The sequence below is a fragment of the Cecembia sp. genome (genome assembly GCF_007126775.1).
Lineage (GTDB): Bacteria > Bacteroidota > Bacteroidia > Cytophagales > Cyclobacteriaceae > Cecembia.
This window is the reverse complement of the sequence record NZ_SLAP01000009.1, coordinates 1-18778: the sequence shown is the minus strand read 5'-3', so window position 1 is coordinate 18778 and position 18778 is coordinate 1. Positions and strand designations below refer to the sequence as shown.

At 41.9% G+C, this 18778-nt stretch carries 14 protein-coding genes; 7 read left to right on the top strand and 7 right to left on the bottom strand.

Annotated features, from left to right (window positions below; genetic code table 11):
- Positions 1–175 precede the first annotated feature (175 nt).
- Positions 176–1315: a metallophosphoesterase gene (locus QZT73_RS00800; RefSeq protein WP_291786133.1), complete on the top strand. Its 1140-nt coding sequence runs from the start codon at positions 176–178 to the stop codon at positions 1313–1315.
- A gap of 700 nt (positions 1316–2015) precedes the next feature.
- Here the strand turns inward: QZT73_RS00800 and QZT73_RS00795 are convergent.
- From QZT73_RS00795 to QZT73_RS00780, 4 genes are read right to left on the bottom strand one after another with little or no spacing between them, the layout of a single operon-like run.
- Positions 2016–3200, bottom strand: coding sequence for a redoxin domain-containing protein (locus QZT73_RS00795; protein ID WP_291781474.1), 1185 nt, complete (start codon positions 3198–3200; stop codon positions 2016–2018).
- Between the two features lie 24 nt (positions 3201–3224).
- Positions 3225–5681, bottom strand: a complete 2457-nt coding sequence (locus QZT73_RS00790) for an alpha-L-rhamnosidase N-terminal domain-containing protein (RefSeq protein WP_291781471.1) — start codon at positions 5679–5681, stop codon at positions 3225–3227.
- A 15-nt stretch (positions 5682–5696) separates the two neighbouring features.
- A complete protein-coding gene (locus tag QZT73_RS00785) occupies positions 5697–6560 on the bottom strand; it encodes a sugar phosphate isomerase/epimerase (protein ID WP_291781468.1) in 864 nt (287 codons plus the stop codon).
- 11 nt (positions 6561–6571) lie between these two features.
- Complete coding sequence (locus QZT73_RS00780; protein ID WP_291786131.1) at positions 6572–7885, bottom strand: Gfo/Idh/MocA family oxidoreductase; 1314 nt, start codon at positions 7883–7885, stop codon at positions 6572–6574.
- Positions 7886–8074: 189 nt separating this feature from the next.
- Here QZT73_RS00780 and rbsK point away from each other — a divergent pair, with 189 nt between their 5' ends.
- From rbsK to QZT73_RS00750, 6 genes are read left to right on the top strand one after another with little or no spacing between them, the layout of a single operon-like run.
- Complete coding sequence (rbsK, locus tag QZT73_RS00775) at positions 8075–9001, top strand: ribokinase (RefSeq protein WP_291781463.1); 927 nt, start codon at positions 8075–8077, stop codon at positions 8999–9001.
- A gap of 11 nt (positions 9002–9012) precedes the next feature.
- On the top strand, positions 9013–10449 hold the full coding sequence (locus tag QZT73_RS00770; protein WP_291786128.1) for a hypothetical protein: 1437 nt from the start codon (positions 9013–9015) through the stop codon (positions 10447–10449).
- Between the two features lie 52 nt (positions 10450–10501).
- Positions 10502–12091 carry an ADP-ribosylglycohydrolase family protein gene (locus QZT73_RS00765; protein ID WP_291781456.1) on the top strand — a complete coding sequence of 530 codons (1590 nt, stop codon included), beginning with the start codon at positions 10502–10504 and terminating at the stop codon, positions 12089–12091.
- 51 nt (positions 12092–12142) lie between these two features.
- Entirely contained in the window at positions 12143–13648 is a 1506-nt protein-coding gene (locus QZT73_RS00760; protein ID WP_291786126.1) for a nucleoside hydrolase-like domain-containing protein, read from the top strand.
- Positions 13649–13675: 27 nt separating this feature from the next.
- Positions 13676–14713, top strand: a complete 1038-nt coding sequence (locus QZT73_RS00755; RefSeq protein ID WP_291786124.1) for a nucleoside hydrolase — start codon at positions 13676–13678, stop codon at positions 14711–14713.
- 2 nt (positions 14714–14715) lie between these two features.
- Positions 14716–15714, top strand: coding sequence for a GRP family sugar transporter (locus QZT73_RS00750; RefSeq protein ID WP_291781447.1), 999 nt, complete (start codon positions 14716–14718; stop codon positions 15712–15714).
- Between the two features lie 149 nt (positions 15715–15863).
- Here QZT73_RS00750 and QZT73_RS00745 read toward each other — a convergent pair whose 3' ends face one another.
- The 3 genes from QZT73_RS00745 to QZT73_RS00735 all read right to left on the bottom strand — a co-directional run.
- Positions 15864–16064, bottom strand: a complete 201-nt coding sequence (locus tag QZT73_RS00745) for a hypothetical protein (protein ID WP_291781444.1) — start codon at positions 16062–16064, stop codon at positions 15864–15866.
- Between the two features lie 374 nt (positions 16065–16438).
- Entirely contained in the window at positions 16439–17476 is a 1038-nt protein-coding gene (locus tag QZT73_RS00740) for an ABC transporter ATP-binding protein (protein ID WP_291781442.1), read from the bottom strand.
- A 21-nt stretch (positions 17477–17497) separates the two neighbouring features.
- Positions 17498–18778, bottom strand: a 1281-nt coding sequence (locus QZT73_RS00735; RefSeq protein WP_291786122.1) for an iron ABC transporter permease, incomplete at its 5' end; no start/stop codon positions are given.

The window sequence follows — 18778 nt, the reverse complement described above, 5'->3', positions numbered from 1 at the left end:
CCCATTTACAGAAAGGCAATGACATCTAGCGAACCGTCATACTGAGACGGAGCCTGCGGAGTCGAAGTATCTCCCATAAAATAGGAGACTCTTCGCTTCACTCAGAGTGACGTACATTTCTCCCATTAAAGAAAATTTGGTTATATTCCCACCAAGCTTTTGAAAACCATATTTCATGCTCCAGAAATTTTTAGAAATCCTTAAAGCACCCATCGTTTTTCTTTTGAGAAAGCCTGTCTTATGGTTGTCCAAAAAGGTTTCCTCAGCGCCGGACAAAGCTTACATCTTTCAAAGGTTAAGCGAGTTGTATCAGGACATTGTGGATAAGCCCAAATCCAAGCAAGGGGCGCTTTACAATTTGGATTTAAAAAACGGCACCACCATCATTTTTTCAGACCACCATAAGGGCAACCGCGGCCGGAGTGATGAATTCCGTTTTTCGGAAAAAAACTACTTGGCTGCTTTGGAATACTATGACAAAAAAGGAGCGAATTACATCAACCTGGGTGATGCGGAAGAATTCTGGAAATTCAATATCTTTTCCATCATCAAACACAATGAAGCCACCTTTGAGGCTGAAAAGAAATTTGTAAATCGGAATGCATATTACAAGATTTATGGTAACCATGACATGTTTTGGAAGATTGATCCCTTTTCCAACATGTTTCTCAGGGAAATCTATGGAAAAGCCATAAATATTTATGGGGCCATTGTGATTCGGGTCAAATATGAGGAAGGAAAACATATTGATGTTTTTTGTACCCACGGCCATCAAGGGGACAAGCGTTCGGACGGCAATGCCTTCTCCATTTGGTTTGTCACCTATATATGGGCACCCTTACAGTCATTTTTAGATATCAACATCAATACACCAGCTAGTATACAAGGAGAAAAGACCTTGCACAACCGTCTCATGTATGAATGGAGTCAGGAACAGAATAACCTGATTCTCGTCACTGGACATACCCACCAACCCATTTTTCATTCTTACAGCCACATCAATGCATTGAAACAACAATTGGAAGAAGCCCTTACAAGTGGCAATCAACCCTTGGCCAATGAAATTTCCGAGAAAATCGCCCGGCACCCCAGTCAGTGTGAAAAAGAAGCAAATAAAACCATCAAATACAAACCCACCTACTTTAATGCAGGTTGCTGCTGCTACAGTGACCACAGCATTACAGGAATTGAAATTGCGGATGGATTTATAAGACTCGTAAATTGGCATGAAGATAAAGATACCTCAGTCAGGGAAGTGATGGAAGAACTCCCCCTTAGTGAATTGAAGCATATGTTTTTCTCCACGTCACACTGAGAATTTAACATTTAGGGGAATGTCCAGAAAAAGTAATGACAGTTATTGAAGCGTCGTCCTGAACCGCAGCCTGCGGAGGTAAAGGATCTCCTCTATTTTGGGAGGTTCTTCCGTCGTCCCTCGCTACCAATGAAATAAAACTGCGTCACCTTGAGTGAAACGAAAGGTCTCCAAAATATTAGGGGATCCTTCATCCTTCCCGCTTAGCGGGACAGGCTGTACCTCGGATTCAGGATGACGGATCACGTGATGTCATTGCCTTTCTGTAGATGCCAAGTTTTAAAATCTCAGAATGACGAACATTTCAGTCATTACTGGTCCAATATCACAAGGTGCTTCAATAGTGGTTAAACTATGACCTCTATGTCACTATGTTGTCAAAATCATTCCCTAATTCAACACATTACCCCAATCATATTGAACCACAAAAGAGAACAAAAGTTATCCACAATTTAACTTCAAGTGATAAGGAATTTGCTCCAACATCCAAATTAATTTTTTTCTAAATTCTCGTCTCTCGCTTCTCATCAGGTGGTCAATATTATTCCCTATTCAAAACTTTGTGCCTTCGTGTCTTAGTGGCTATCATTTTGAACCGAAAAAGTGACAAAAGAAAACAAAAGACTCTTTAGTCTTATCTCTTGTTTCTTGCTTCTTACCTCTTGTTTCTAAATTCTCGTCTCTTGCTTCTCGCTTCTCATCAATAATATCTCCCAATCATAGGATGATCCACGATGGCCCTTCTCATTTCCAGAGGTTTGATGGTTCCCGGCACTTTATACACCACATTTCCTCCCGGTTCGATCAATAAGGTCAATGGCAAACTCCCATCCCATTCATTTTTGACCACTTCGATCACTGCATATTTATCATCTGTATCCATGAGGAAATTTGGTATTGCAGAATATTTGGATTGTAGAAATTTCAAAACCTTGTCTTCCTGTTCGGGATTATCCATACTAATGGATACAAACTGGAAATCTCTGGCTCCATACATTCGCTGTATCTCTATAAATTCAGGATATTCTACAATGCAAGGGCCACACCAGGTCGCCCAGAAGTTTACCAAGAGCAGCTCATCTGTTTCATTTTTTAGTAAATCTTCCAAACCAGATGTGGATAACTTTTCCACGGTTACCGGTTTTCTCTTCCATTCCTCATTGGTTTTGATCGTGAATTCATTTTTCCAGGCCCATTTGGTCGAACAACCGAAAGCAGGTGTAATGGCTTTTTCCACATCCAAAGCTTCTCCTGCCAATGTCATGTCAATCGCATGTCTGAGGTCTTCAGCATTTGCTGTACCTGGTTTTTCTGAGGTATCTAACCTTCCTGAATAAGTCAATTTCCTGTCCTTATCAAATACAAAAACATGCGGTGTGGCTACTGGACCATAGGCCAAAGAATACTCATGTGTATCTCCATCATAGAGGTAAGGAAAATTGTAATTCAAATCTTCGTGGCGGATTTGCATGCTATGGTAATCATCATTCAAGTCTGTATATCCCAACTCTTCAGGTAAAATACCTATAGGACTATTGGGAGAAATAGCCACAAATGCGACTCCTTTAGTCTTGTATTCATCTACCAAATTGATAAACCGCTCTTCATAGGCTTGGGCAGTGGGGCAATGGTTGCAGGTAAAATTGATCACCAGTACATCCGCATCTTTAAAATCATCTATAGAAACATATTGTCCATCCACATTAGGTAAATTGAAATAAGGCGCTTTGTCTCCTATGGCCAATTTGCCCACAGGCTGTTCTCCCATTTCCTGTGGATTGGGCTCAAAAGTTTCTTGGACACTTTGGTCTTGACTTTTTTCCTGAGGGCCACAGGCATAAATCAGGCAAACGCTTAAGAGAAATAATTGTGATGTCTTTTTCATAGTCATTATCAGTTGGGTTTCGTGTTACCATGTAATTGTATTCTTCCCTGACATAAGATTGTATTGCTTACCATTCCAAAGAAAGGTACCATTTAATCCTTCGGGCAGTTCTATCATCGCTTTTTGTATTTTAAAATTGTATTGGGTGTGAATCTTCCCTTTTGGGTGGGGCATAGTACCTTCAAATGAGGATAAACTTCCGGGATTAGGGGCTATTACTACCGATTTGAAATATGCCTCGGCAGGTTGGATGCCACAGACTGTGTGTAAAAACTCAAAATTCGGACTGGCACTCCAGGCATGGCAATCTGACCTTGTCTGGAATTCATGCTCTGCAAAGGTAGTCAATCCTTCTTCTAGCATGCGTTCCCACGTCTGTAGGTTATTGATAAAATAATCCCCATTACCAGTTTTTTGAGCCGCTCTTGTTAGGTAAAACCTGAAATATATATTCGCTTGAGTCAAGTCCTCTTCTTGAATAATCCTTTGGAAAAGTTCCTCATGCATTGATTTATCCACAGTTTCAGTCAGAATTGCAAAAATATTTGCATGTTGACTATATGTTTTTTTATCTGCCTTATCCGCCAGCATTCTCCTTTTGCTATCCCATCCTTTGCTGAACACCTCTTGCTTGATCATTGTGGATAAATTCTTAAAATGATCTGCAAGATATTGTTTACCAAATGTCTCAAAAAGAGGGATAGCCTCCTGTATAGCATAAACATATTGCAAGGTCATAACCAGAGAACCTCCATCTGCAAATCCTGGAGGTGAAGCCATCTCCCAACCTGTAACATCAGTATAAGACCACCATGGCATAGGACCAAGGACAAAATCATGCTCCAGTTTATTTTCAAACCAGTACAGAATAGAAACTACTTGGGGAAGATATTCCTTTATAAATTCCGGGTCCTCTCGATGCATGTAGTAGTCATGAAGCATATTGATCCAAAACAAAGCAAAAGGTGGAATCATCTGTGGTAGACTGGAAGGATAACGGCTCTGGGTAATCCCCTCGTCAGTAATAGAATGGGCAAATTGCTTGATAGCATTCTTCATCAAGCGGTCATCACCTGAAGCATATAGTGAAATCAAGGCCTGAATACGTGTATCTCCAAGGTATTGTAACTGCTCATAATAAGGGCAATCCATGTAAGTTTCATCGGCGCAAAGCAAAGCAGTTCTCCAGCCCACTTCCCAAATATCTTGATGGACCTTGAAGGGAGATTTAAAGCTTCCAGCCTGCTCGAAGGGGTAATAAAACTTGTGAGCAATATAATTGTCCAAAATAAGTTCTTCCTCTTTAGTTTGGATATGGAGTTCAATATACCGCCAGGTTCTTGGTAATAATTGTGAATAAATCCTATTCAGACCTCCTTCCAAAATATACCTGTCTTTTTGACCAATCAGTTGTTTTCCCTCGATCTCGTCTCTATGACCCTGTTTTCTATCCGGACCAAAAAGCGTCTCAGCATAGGATACCTCGATGACAGCATTCTTTCCTTTAGAAAAGGAAAAAAAGGTATGGCCCTTAGTAATATATTCCTGATCTAACAATAGGGTTGCTGAAGTATTGGAAGGTATACGCAGGGATTGTTTTTTTTGCCAACTTTCCATAAGTTTTTCATCCCAATAACCCGAAATTCTTCTGATACGTGGAGGTAATTCTTCCTCCTCATTCATCATTGGAATTTCCCTTTTATTCAAGCTAATTTCAGCATGTCCATAGGAATGACTATGACCATAAGGCCTTCCAGGATCCAGTATTCTGGGGTTTTTCCATTCCATGTCATTAAAACTCAATGTATGCCAAGACCATGGGTATTTCCCACCGTCAATCTCCTCTCCGCCTCCCATGGCAAAGTACCCATAAATTTCAAAGTCCTCTCCCCTGTAGGTGGCCTGATGGGCTGAATTAACCTTTAATTTCCATTCCCCTGTGCCGGTATTAAGGGATTTCTCAAAAGCAGGGTGTTCGGTCCTAACTATAAACCTCAAACCAAGGTCATGGTACCTTATTGGATTCATCTCACCCAGGGAGAATACTGTAATCCCAATCACATTTTTACCCTTATGTAAGTGTTCGGAAATATCATAAGTATCATAACTGTAATGCTTCAGATCATTGTTAGCTGGCCCCTGTCCGATATACTTTCCATTAATAAATAGTTTATATCGGATTACAGCCGAAATGTCTATCCATAACTCAGAGGGTATAGATTCAACCTCCCATTCATTTCTGGCCTGTACTACTGCATATGGAGGAAGATCATTTTCAGGCAAGCTCACCCAATGCGCTTTCCAGGTCATGCCTGAATACTTGCTGGGCTTTTGTATTTCTTCAAAGTTATCTCTTTCTGGGATTGGGTAATGGCCTTCAGGCTTTGCCATTACATTACCCAAGCTAAAAACATCCGGCGGTACCAGTTTAAAACAAAGCAACCCCAGTGAAAAGACCAGGATTGTAAAGGATTGTTTCATAGAAAACAGCATGGTTTACTTCACATAGGGAGCGGAATCTAAAAACGCAAAACTTCTTTGAACACTTTCAATAGGATCGAAATTGTACCTTTCAACTTCCACAAAATAATCCTTCATTCCCTGCTTGTAAGCTGCTTTGAAAATGGAATCAAAGTCCATGGTCCCACTGGCCCCGATTTCCTCTTCATCCTTAATATGCAATAAAGGAAAACGTCCTGCATACCTTTCAAGATATGCTACAGGATCCTGACCTCCCTTTTGGCTCCAATACACATCAAGCTCATAACATACCAATTTTGGATCCGTGTGCTCTATCATGTAATCCATCATGATTTTACCCTCTATGGCTTCAAATTCGCGGGCATGGTTATGAAAACCAAACTTCATTCCTGATTTTTTGGCAATTTCTCCAATTGAATTGTAGTAATCGCACCAAATATCCAGTTCTTTAAGGGTAGTAGGAATGGGCATGGAAGGTTTGATGATGTATTTTGCTCCCATGATTTTGTGGTCAGCAAAGGCTTTTTTCCACCAATCCAAGGTTTCCTCTTTTTTCGCGGGATCATATTCCCTTGGTCCTCCCACATGGGCAGACCTGAGTTTCATTCCCAGATCTTCAATGTATTTTTTAAAAAAGATAGGCTCCATATCATATACTTTCCCATCGGCATAATTGGCTGTTTCCAGACTTTTATATCCAATTGATGACACCAGTCTCATGGTATTTTGAGGGTCTTCCCTCATGGCTGCCCGAAGGGAATACAATTGCAAGCCAATAGGCTTTTTGGCCAAATTATCTGCCAAAAGTGTCCCGGGTTTTAAAATTGTACCCAAAGCCAATGCTCCTGATAATTTAAGGAAATCTCGTCTCTTATTCATAGTAAGCTGGGTTAAATGGTATAGCCGTTTTCGTAATTATAATGCAGCCTGGACTGCGCCTCCCAGTCATTGGGAAAAGTTTGAAGATGTGGATCCCAATCCAATGGCCTGCCCAACTCATGGGCAATATTTCCAATAGTGCAGATAATACAGGTACTGTGCCCTACTTCTACCGGTACGATTGGATCTTTTCTTTTCAATACAGAATCAATGAAATCCCAATAATGTGGTGGATAGCCTAAACTGGGCCGCTCCATGGTGGGTTTAAGGCTGTCATCCGAGGCATTAAACTGTCCTCTGGAAACCTTGATCCAGCCTTTATCTCCCATAAATTTAACACCTTGTCTGCCTTCATCAAAAGGACCAACGATCATTTCTACCCCATTGGCGTAATGATAGGTCAAAGGAATACCATCGGAGGCAGGAACAACTTTGACAGGACCGCTTCTGTCCATTCCCAAGCCCCATTGGGCAATATCAAACATATGCGCTCCCCAATCTGTCATGTAGCCTCCCCCAGTTTCCTTAAACCAACGCCAGGCACCCCATAATTTTTCATTTTCCTCCGGATCAATGGAAATAGGTGGGTTGAGCTGTTCATTGAAATGCATGGCTGGCAAAGGACCCAACCAAGCTTGCCAATCCAATCCCTCTGGAATGGATTGTTGCTCCAGGTCGAAGGCTTTAGGATGCTCGGGTTGGCCCACATGCACCAAAACTTTCTCCACTTTACCAATTTTCCCTCTGAGCACCATTCTTGCAGCATGCTGGAAGTTGAGGTCAGAGCGCTGCTGACTACCCACAGCCAATACGGCCCCCGTGCTTCTCACTGCCTTGACCAATTCCTGCCCTTCTTTGATGGTCAGCGTCAAAGGCTTTTCCAGATATATATCTTTACCTGCAAGACAGGCATCAATGGCCATAAGGGCATGCCAATGGTCCGGGGAGGCAATCACCACTGCATCGATATCAGGCCTGGCCAAAAGGTCCTTGTAATTAGCATAAACATCCACCTTAGGGCTGGATTTTCCCAGTTCATTGGCGATGCGGTTTACACGAAGTTTGAAGCGTTCCCTTTTGATCTCATATACATCTGCACAGGCCAAAACCTCCACACCCGGTATCCGCATCATGCCATTTAAAATACCCATGGCCTGTCTGCCGACGCCAATAAAGCCTAATCGGATCTGATGAATGTCTTCCCTCTCTCGGGGAATATCCTGGGCAGCTATGCCCAAACCCGGAAGGAAAGAAAGTCCGGCAGCACCAAGCATACCCGCTCCAAGGAACTTCCTTCTGGAAAAATCGGAATTGTTTTTTTTCATGCTACAATGGGTTTAAGGTTAATGCTATCCAAATGAAATGTACACCAATAATCCACAAATTATTTGCTACTTTTGGATAAGATCAGTATAATAATACTTCAAATTCAGTTGTGATAAAAATTTCGCTTCCCAAAATTCAAGCTCCAAAGTATTCCCTTTGATAAAAGGCTTTTAGATCAGATATAAGGTATGTCCCCAAAACCCAAAATACTTGTCATCGGCAGTGCGAATATGGACATGGTCATACAGTCTGACCATTTCCCTGCCCCTGGTGAAACCATTATCGGCGGTGATTTTTCACTCATCCCAGGAGGTAAAGGTGCCAATCAGGCAGTGGCAGCCTCCCGCTTAGGAGGGGAGGTATGTTTTATCAGCAAATTGGGCCAGGATATTTTTGGCCAGCAGAACCTGTTGAATTACCAAAAAGAAGGAGTCGACACGCAATACATCAGTCAAATACCGGATGTTCCATCAGGTGTGGCCCTGATTAACGTGGACAAAAGTGGAGAGAATACCATCATCGTGGCTCCAGGTGCAAACCATCAACTCCTTCCAAAAGACCTAGAGACAAATAAAGCTGCCTTCGAAAAGGCCGATATGATTCTTCTGCAATTGGAAATTCCATTGGAAACAGTAAATGAAGCCGTAAACTTGGGCAGAAAAATGGATATACCCATTATTCTCAACCCCGCTCCAGCAGCACAACTCCCCGATGAACTCCTTTCCCAGCTTTTTTTGATCAGTCCTAATGAAACAGAAGCGGAATTCCTGACAGGTATCAAAGTGCATGATGGAGCGAGTGCCAAAAAGGCAGCTGAATATTTCCTTAAGAAAGGTGTCCAACATGTCATCATCACCATGGGGGCATCCGGTGCTTACTTGCATACGAATACTTTTGAAGGCATCCTTCCAACAGAGAAAGTAAGCGCTAAAGATACCACTGCAGCAGGTGATACTTTTAACGGTGCTTTGGCTGTAGCGCTTGGTGAAGGAAAAACTATCAAGGAGGCAGTAAATTTTGCACTTCGTGCAGCTACCATTTCAGTACAAAAATTAGGAGCCCAATCTTCTATCCCCCACTTGAATGAACTGGATTCCTTTAAAAGGGTACATTAAAAGAAAACCTCATGAAAATTAAGCTTAGCTTATTCAATTTATGTCTGCTAGCCTATTTGGTTCCTACATTCCAGGGATTTTCTCAAATCCAAAGGAAAACAGCAGTAAGTATAATTGATGAAAAGTTCTATATTAATGGTAAGCCTACTTATGAAAACAAAGTTTGGGCAAACTCAGATGGAAAAGAATACAGCATTGATGGCCTATTGTTTAATGCCAGAATGGTACAGGGAATTTTTGATGATCTGAATGAAAAAACCAAAGGGCAGTGGGCCTATCCTGATACCCGTGAGTGGGACCCTGACCGAAATACGGATGAATTTATCCAGGCCATGCCTGCATGGAAGGCACATGGCTTGAAAGGCTTTACACTAAATCTTCAGGGTGGGTGCCCTTTTGGCTATTGTAATGATTTTCCTTGGGACAATTCTGCCTTTAATCCGGATGGCACTTTGAGAAACTCTTTTATGGAAAGAACAGCACGTATCCTTGATTCAGCAGATGATTTGGAAATGGTGGTGATTTTAGGTCTGTTTTATTTTGGGGAAGACCAGAATTTGACCGATGATAATGCCGTAAAAAATGCCGTAAAGCATGCTATAAATTGGGTTTTGGACAAAGGATATACCAATGTTATTATCGAAATAAATAATGAGTGCTCAGTAGCAGCCTATGACCATGAAATTTTAAAATGTGAAAGGGTTCACGAATTGATTCATTTGGCCAAAAGCATACAAAGAGAAGGTAGAAGTTTATACGTTTCTACATCTTTGGCGGGAGGGCATGTACCTACGGACAACATTGTAGCTGCTTCGGACTTCATTTTAATTCACGGTAATGGTGTTCAGGACCAAAAAAGGATTACAGAAATCTCTGAAGAAATCCGCAGAAAAAACGTGTACAGTCCAAAACCCTTGGTGAACAATGAGGATGATATTCCCTGGCGAAACCCTGATCAAGGATGGGAGGAAAAGGGAAATAATTTTGTTGCAAGTGTCCAAAGTTATACGGGTTGGGGCTTTTTTGATTTTAGACTTCCGGAAGAAAACGAGCTGTATAATCAGGGCTATCAAAGTATCCCTGTTAATTGGCAGCTTTCTTCTGAGCGCAAACGGGATTTTTTCGAATTACTGGCAAAGATCACCGGATATGAAGGTACGCCCAAATTGGAATTGAAATTTTCAAAGGAAATCGGGAAATCCATAGGGGTGGAAATTGACAAAGCAGTTACAGATTTGGTCGTTCAAAGGTTTGAGTTGATAATTAACAATAAAGTAGTAGCGGCGTTTTCAGAAATACCAAAAAATATCCCAACCAATACCCTTGAAAAGGAATTTCTGCCTTCGACCCATTGGGTAAAAGTCAGACTCTTATACAGCTTAAAAGGACAAAAAATAACTGTGGAATCCCCTTATTACAAAAACCCTTGGTGGCCCTATGGAGGCTAGACAAAGAATTGACCTATCATCATCATGCAGACCCTCAGACAATCCAATGCCTATGAAACAAATTTCAAAATTCTTTCCTCTCCTTCCCATGATGATGGTTTTGGCCAGTTGCCAGACTGAAAATCCAGAAAAAGAGGCAATCAGTGAAGGGGAGATGATCAAAATTGAAAAATCCGTTCTTAAGGATAAAATAATGGGAGGCTGGGCAGGCCAAGTCATAGGCTGTACTTATGGTGGGCCTACTGAATTCCAATGGAACGGCACCATGATCGGGGATCATGTTCCTATCCCTTGGGATGAAGATCAAATGCTCTGGTGGTTCGAAAATTCTCCTGGCCTCTACGATGATGTGTATATGGACCTAACTTTTGTACAGGTATTTGAAGACCATGGACTGGATGCTACTGCGGAGTTACATGCGAGGGCCTTTGCCAATTCCGAATATCCTTTATGGCATGCCAATCAAGCAGCAAGATATAATATTCTGAACGGCATAATGCCTCCTGCTTCAGGACATTGGAAAAACAATCCCCATGCAGATGACATCGATTTCCAGATTGAAGCAGACTTTGCTGGCCTGATGTCTCCGGGAATGATCAATGCTGCCGCCGAAATTACGGATCCCATTGCCCATATCATGAACTATGGTGACGGATGGTATGGTGGCGTTTTTGTGGCAGCCATGTATTCACAAGCTTTTGTCAGTGATAATATACATTTTGTAGTCCGGGAAGCACTGAAAGCCATTCCGGAACAAAGCCGGTTTTACAAAACCATTGCTGATGTGATCCAATGGCATCAAATGTACCCCGATGACTGGAAGCGGACCTGGTTTGAAATCCAAAAAAAATGGACGGCTGAAAAAGGCTGTCCTGATGGTGTTTTCAAAGCTTTTAACATAGATGCCAGCGTCAATGCCGCCTATATTGTATTGGGTTTATTGTATGGAGATGGAGATTATGGCAAAACCATCGATATCAGTACCCGGGCAGGGTATGATTCAGACTGTAACCCAGCCAATGCAGCAGGTATTCTCGGAACCATCATGGGTTACGGCAATATACCCGATTACTGGAAGCAAGGATTGGATAAGGTAGAAAGTAAAAAGTTTGCTTATACAGACATGTCCTTGTTGGATGTATATGATATAGGATATGGTCATGCCTTACAAATGGTAGAAAGGAATGGAGGCAAAGTGTTAGAAGAACAAGTGGAGATCAAGTACCAAAAAGTAAAACCTGTACGCTTTGAGGAATCTTTTCAAGGCCTGTATCCCGTAAAAAGGATATCCAATACCTGGACAGATTTATGGAGAGGGTTCGGCTCAGGAAAACAAGAATTCAAAGAAAAATTTACAGGATCGGCTGTAGTGATAAGCGGTAGGGTAGAAAAGGAAAACCCAAATCTTTCGGAATATGAACTCAGTTTGGATGTGTATCTGAATGACGCTTTTATGGAAACGGTAGTGATGCCTACCAGGCAAAATCTCCGGAAACATGAAATCTATTGGAATTATGAACTGCCCGAAAAAGATTATGAAATCCGCTTGGTTCCCAAAGACTTCCCAGAGGGCTATCAATTAGTGGTCAACGCGCTGATCATCTACTCCAAAACCGATCCAAGCATTCAGACATATTATTGATGCCGGTAAAATTCTAAAATCAATTATCAAATTTCTTTATACTCTTAAAAAATGGATAAAAAAATAAGGTTTCCACTTTCCATACAGGTACTCATGTTCTTTGCATTAGGGCTTAACTTTTTTGCTTGTCAACCTAAGGCTGTGCTGGTTATGGAGGAAGCTTCTGATAAATTTAGAACGGTAATTCTGACCGATATGACCCATGACGACGGCAATTCCCTGATTCGTTATTTATATTATGCTTCTCTTTTTGACTTGGAAGCCATGATTATCACGAATCAGTTGCCGGATTTCAACCATGATGATCCTGGACCTTGGAACAAGGGGATGGGTATTTTGGAAGCTTATAAGGAGGAACTGCCGCAATTGCGAAAACATGATCCTGATCTGCCGTCTTATGAAGAAATACTTTCCGTGACCAAGCAGGGAAGGGGGGCCATTCCTATTATATGGCTTACCAATACCTTAGAGTTTTCCAACAATATTGCAGACCGATATGTCACAAGTTCTTGGGATTCGGTCTATTATCACGATTGGATCGGGGAAGGGTTGACTCCTCATGGAGAGCCTAAGGATTCAGAAGGAAGTGATTATTTGGTGCGGGTTTTTGAAAAGGATGATGAGCGTCCTATTTTCATTCAGGCTTGGGGAGGCACCATTACCTTGGTGCAAGCATTACACCGTTTTAGAGAAAAGCATGGGCAGGAAAAGTTCAAGCAATTACTTCCCAAATTGCATTTATTTGGTATTCTGTTCCAGGATATTTCTTTCGAGTTTTTTGCCGACTTCGTCAAAATGCAGGAAGAAACCTGTGCTGACTTTGGAACAGCCATCCCCACTTATGGAGAAGCTCCGGTAGATTTGGGTATGGTATTATATGACAATGGGCACTTTTGGCATTATGTCTGGAGCAGAGATTCTGATTGGAAAAAACCCATCGGTCCTGCTGAGGTAAATGGCCATGGTCCCATGTCCGAAATCTATGACAATGGAGGAGAGGGGGACAGCCCTTCCTACTTTTACCTTTTGAGTGCTGCACTTGGATTGAATGATCCATTGGACCCCACGCATGGAAGTTGGGGTTCCAGGTTTCAACCAATGGGAGGTAGCTTCCCCAATAACTACTATTATACCTGCGATATCGCACAGACCGAGCTCAGCCGATGGGATGAGGTCCTTACCAACAGTTTCAAAAACCGTCTATTATGGTCCATTAAAGAGCCTGGAGAGGTCAATAGAGAACCTATAGCCTCGCTCAATGGAGATGCTTCGAGTCGAATCATAAATATAAAAGGAACACCTGGTAAAAAACTAAATTTGGACGCGAGTTCATCCTATGATATAGATGGAGACGCCATCAGCTTTCAGTGGTTTCGATATGCCGATGCAGATAGCTACGAGGGGAATTTTCAAATTTCTGAGCCTACTGAACCTATTCAGGAATTCATTATTCCAGCGGATTTAGGAGAAAAAAACATTCACCTTATCCTGGAGGTGAAGGATCAGGGAACACCCTCCCTTGTAAGTTACCGGAGGGTAATAATCCATAGTAAATAAAAGATCTATACATAACCCAACACAATGATGAAAAAGAAATTAACATTCCCAATCGCTTTATTCTTACTGCTCTTTTTTTCCTGTCAATCGGGAGAAAAAGTAGCTGAAGAAATGACAGGGGTTGAACCAGCACCTAAAGTGCGCTTGATCTATGATACGGATGCCAATAATGAATTGGATGATCAGTTTGCTTTGATGTACCTTTTGGTCAATGGGCCTACTTTTGATCTAGAAGGTATAACGGTCAATGCAACTCGAAGTGGTGGCAATATTGACGAGCAATATGAAGAGGCCAAGCGCATCCTTCAACTTGGACAGCGCTATGGACAAATCCCCCTTTTGAAAGGCGCTGATGGCAGTTTTGAGTCGATACAGCCATTTGTGAAGGAGGAAGATTTTGACGGCAAGGCAGGAGTTGATTTCATCATTGACCAAGCAAATCAAGCGCATGAACAGGAGTTGATCCTCTTGGCTGTTGGTAAATTGACCAATGTGGCTTTGGCTTTGGAAAAGGATCCTGCCATCGCTTCCAAAATGCGGGTAGTTTGGTTAGGCTCCAATTATCCAAAACCTGGGGAATACAATCAAGACAATGACACGGTGTCCATGAATTATGTGCTGAATACCAATGTCCCCTTTGAAATGGTCACTGTACGATATGGAGAGCCCAGTGGTACCGATGCAGTTAAAGTTACGCAGGCAGAAATCAATGAAAAAATGCCGGGCATGGGACCCCAAATTGAAAACCCCATTACTGGTAGGCATGGAGGTGAATTTTCCAATTTTGGTGATTATGCAGTCAGTCTGTTTGAACATATTGACTATTACACTGATCCCCCAGCAAGAGCGCTATTCGATATGGTGGCTGCTGCCATTCTGAAAAACCCAAATTGGGGTGAGAAAAAAGAAATTCCTGCGCCGATACTCATTAACAATGAATGGATAGAAAGACCGGATAACCCAAGAAAGATGAGTGTTTGGGAAAACTTTGACAAAGATGCTGTCATTCAGGATTTTTACAAGACTTTAGAAAATTTTGAACTCATATCTCCTAAACTACCCTAGCCATGTATATCATTGAATCTTACTCTATCGCGGTACTGTTTTGTTTCATCACCATGTTGTGTTGGGGTTCTTGGGCCAATACACAAAAACTGGCTGGCAGCAACTGGCGCTTTGAACTTTTTTATTGGGACTATGTGATCGGAATTGTACTGCTTGCCCTGCTGTTTGGCTATACATTGGGGAGTTCAGGGGATGCGGGAAGGAGCTTTACGGAGGATCTCTTTCAGGCAGATAGAAAAAGTTATTCCCTTGCCTTTATTGGCGGGGTAATCTTTAACCTGGCCAATATTCTGATTGTGGCAGCCATTGCTTATGCGGGCATGTCCGTAGCATTTCCAGTTGGAATTGGTCTTGCCTTGGTTTTGGGTGTAATTGTGAATTATTTTGCAACGCAAAAGGGGGATCCTATTCTTTTATTTGCGGGCGTTATCTTAGTGGTAATAGCTATCGTGATGGATGCCATGGCTTATAGGAAACTGGCACAAAAAGACCGCAAAAATCCTAAAGTAGGCTTGATTTTGGCTTTAGTGGGAGGCTTTTTGATGTCTTTCTTCTATTTCTTCGTGGCACAGTCCATGTCATTGGATTTCAGCAATCCCGAAGGAGGAAAATTCACTCCATATGGAGCAGTATTTGTATTTTCACTGGGTGTTTTATTGAGCAATTTTCTTTTCAACACCCTGATGATGAAAAAACCTATTGAGGGTCCAAAGCTGTATGGGGCAGATTATTTTAAAGGTAAGCCAATTGTACACCTTGTGGGTGTTTTGGGAGGTATCATCTGGTGTGTAGGCATGTCCTTTAGCATTATCGCTGCCGAAAAAGCAGGTCCAGCCATCTCTTATGGTTTAGGACAGGGGGCAACTATGGTAGCTGCTTTCTGGGGTGTGTTTATATGGCGCGAGTTCAAAGATGCCCCCAAAGGGACCAATTTATTGCTTGCAGGAATGTTTGTGCTCTTTATTCTCGGATTGGGGATGATTGTGTATGCAGGGGTGTAATAAGTTCAGAACCAAATAAAAGAAAACATTTAAACCGGAATTAAGCATCAGTGTTTGTAGTATTTAACCACATAGGAGAAGGATTTCTTTTGCTTTAGGAGACCGTTCTCCCAAGCCATCGGGATACCATTGACAGATAGGAGCAACCGTCATTCTGAGTTTTTAACATTTTGGAAAAGTACAGAAAGGGTAATGACAAAATTACGCGTCATGCTGATCCCGAGTAATTCGGGAGAAGCATCTCCTCTATTTTGGGAGACTCTTTCTTCGTCAGAGTGACGTACATTTCTGTCAATGGTAGCAAGGAACTGCCTGTCCCGCAGAATTCCGGGAAGCGAAGCATCTCCCATAGTTTAGGAGATGCTTCGACTCAGCAAGCTCGGTCTATCATTGATAGATTACACTAACCGTCACCCTGAGTGAAGCGAAGGGTCTCCTATATTATGGGAGATACTTCGACTCCGCAGGCTCCGTCTCAGTATGACGGTTCGCTAGATGTCATTGCCTTTCCGTAAATGCCAAATTTTAAAATCTCGGCATGACAAAGAGAGGCCAAGGCCAATCGTGACCAGAAATCAAAAGAAAACGAATCTTAAGGAAAATCTTTATTCCAAAATATTAATTGTTCAATTCCCTATTTCGAAATTGTACTGGACTTGGCCCTTAGTATGCGTCTCTCGCTTCTTGCTACTTATCTCTTGCATCTTTTTCTTGAGTCTAGCATCTAAAAAGCTTCTTCCACATCGTATTTCCAAAGATAGAAACATGCCCTGTCCATCCCATCAAAAGATCTTCCCGGATTGGTACGGATGGTGACCCTTTTGCCTTCATCATCGGCCAATTTGACCATCTGATGACTTCCAAAGTAGGATGTTTTAACAAGTTTACCTGAGAGTTGCTGTCCATCCCGTTGTACGACTTCTCCGTGTTCCGGCCTGAAAATCAATTTGATCTTCCCTTTATGCTTTTTAGCCTCAGGGTCAGTAATAAAACCAAAAGAAGTGTGGTAACCTTCCTCTGTGGGAATGGCCATGATCTCATTCCTTTTTCCAAAAAAATTCGCCACATAGGGGTTCACGGGGACTTCGTAAAGCACTTTGGGAATATCAATCTGTTGCAAAAATCCCTTGTGTAGAATGGCTATCCTGTCTGCTGTTGAAAGTGCATCCTTTGTATCGTGGGTAACAAAAATGGCAGTAATACCAGCTTTTTTGATAATCTGGCGGATTTCTTCGCGTATTTGATCTTTCAGCATGGCATCGAGGTTACTGAAAGGTTCATCCATCAAGAGTATCTTTGGATTGGGTGCAATAGCACGGGCCAGGGCTACCCTTTGTTGCTGCCCTCCGGAAAGCTGATGGGGATACTTCGTAAAATCCTCTTTTAAGCCGACAAGTTTGAGCGTTTCCCTTGCTTTTTGATCCACCTCCTGTTTGCTTCCCTTAAGGCCAAACTTGATGTTATCCAGAATATCTAAATGTGGAAAAAGAGCATAATCCTGAAAAACCATTCCCACTTGTCTTTCATGGGCAGGCACTGATCTTTTGCCTTCTACGATGACCTGTCCTGAAAGGGAAATCAGACCTGAATCAGGATGCTCAAGGCCAGCGATCAGGCGGAGTAACGTCGTTTTGCCCGAACCACTTTCTCCCACCAATGCAAGTATTTCCCCCTCCTTTACATCAAAGGATACATTATTAATGGCAAACTCATGGGCCTTATCGTATTTTTTATTGACATTTTGGAGGGTCAAAATACTCATCCTGTTGTCTTCTATTTAGCTCTAAAGTTCTCTCTTTCTGATCAGTCTATTCAGGAAAATAATTGGTATAATTCCTGTCAGGATAATGATCAATGCAGCGTTGGCTGATTCGGCAATCATCTCGTTTGTAGCCATATCAAAGGCTTTTGTAGCCAAGGTCTGGTAATTGAACGGACGCAGGATCAAAGTTAAGGGTAATTCTTTTAATACATCCACAAAAACCAGGATTATACCGGAAACCAAACTCGTTTTGATCAAAGGCAGGTCAATTTTCCAAAGGGTTTTGGTACTTCTGACTCCCAATAAGCGACTGGCCTCGTTGATATGGATGCCTATTTTTTGGAAACCTGCCTCCACAGGATTATAACCAACCGCCATAAACCTGACAACGTAAGCAAAAACAAGGGCAAAAAGTGTCCCTGAAAAGAGCAAGCTGGCTGTCTTAGCGCTGAACAAAGTGCTATATACCCACTTATCCAAAGCGATAAAAGGGATCATCACGCCAACTGCAATTACTGCTCCTGGGATAGCATATCCCAAGGTTGCCACTTTGGTGATATTTTTGACCCATTTGAAAGGACTTAGTCGCAAGGCATACAATAAAATCACAGAAAAAACCACGATAAATAGACCTGTTATGGCAGCCAGCCCAAAGCTTCTATAGATCAGAAGGAAAAAATCCTGATTGACCACTTTGCTGTAAGTCATACTCACCCAGTTGAGCAGCTGAAGAAAGGGAAATAGAAAACTGAGCAAAAAAATGACAAGGCAGATTCCTGAATACATCAATTTTTTAGCCAATGTTGGGTGTACCCTTGCTGTAGGTTTTTGTACCCCATTGGTCGAAGCATATTGCCTATTTCCTCTTTGCAGGGATTCCAGATAAAGGATTACAAAGACAAATACCATCAGGATGGCCGCTAGATAAATAGCAGTAGAAGCATCTCCCATGGAAAACCAAGCCCTGAAAATACCGGTGGTAAAAGTATTTACCCCAAAATATTTGACAGTACCGTAATCATTGAGGACCTCCATGGAAGCCAATGCAATGCCAGCCACAATTGCAGGTCTTGCCATGGGCAATGCTACTTTGAAAAAAGTTTTAAACCTATTGGCTCCCAATAGAAAAGAAGCCTCTTGCAAAGTTTTAGACTGCTGCAAAAAAGAAGATCTGGTAATCAAGAATACATAAGGAAATAAGGTGATAGACAGAATAAAAATGGCACCTGGAAGGTTCATGATATCAATCAGACTACCCCTTACCTGTATATCAAATGTATTTCTTAAAAATACCTGAATGGG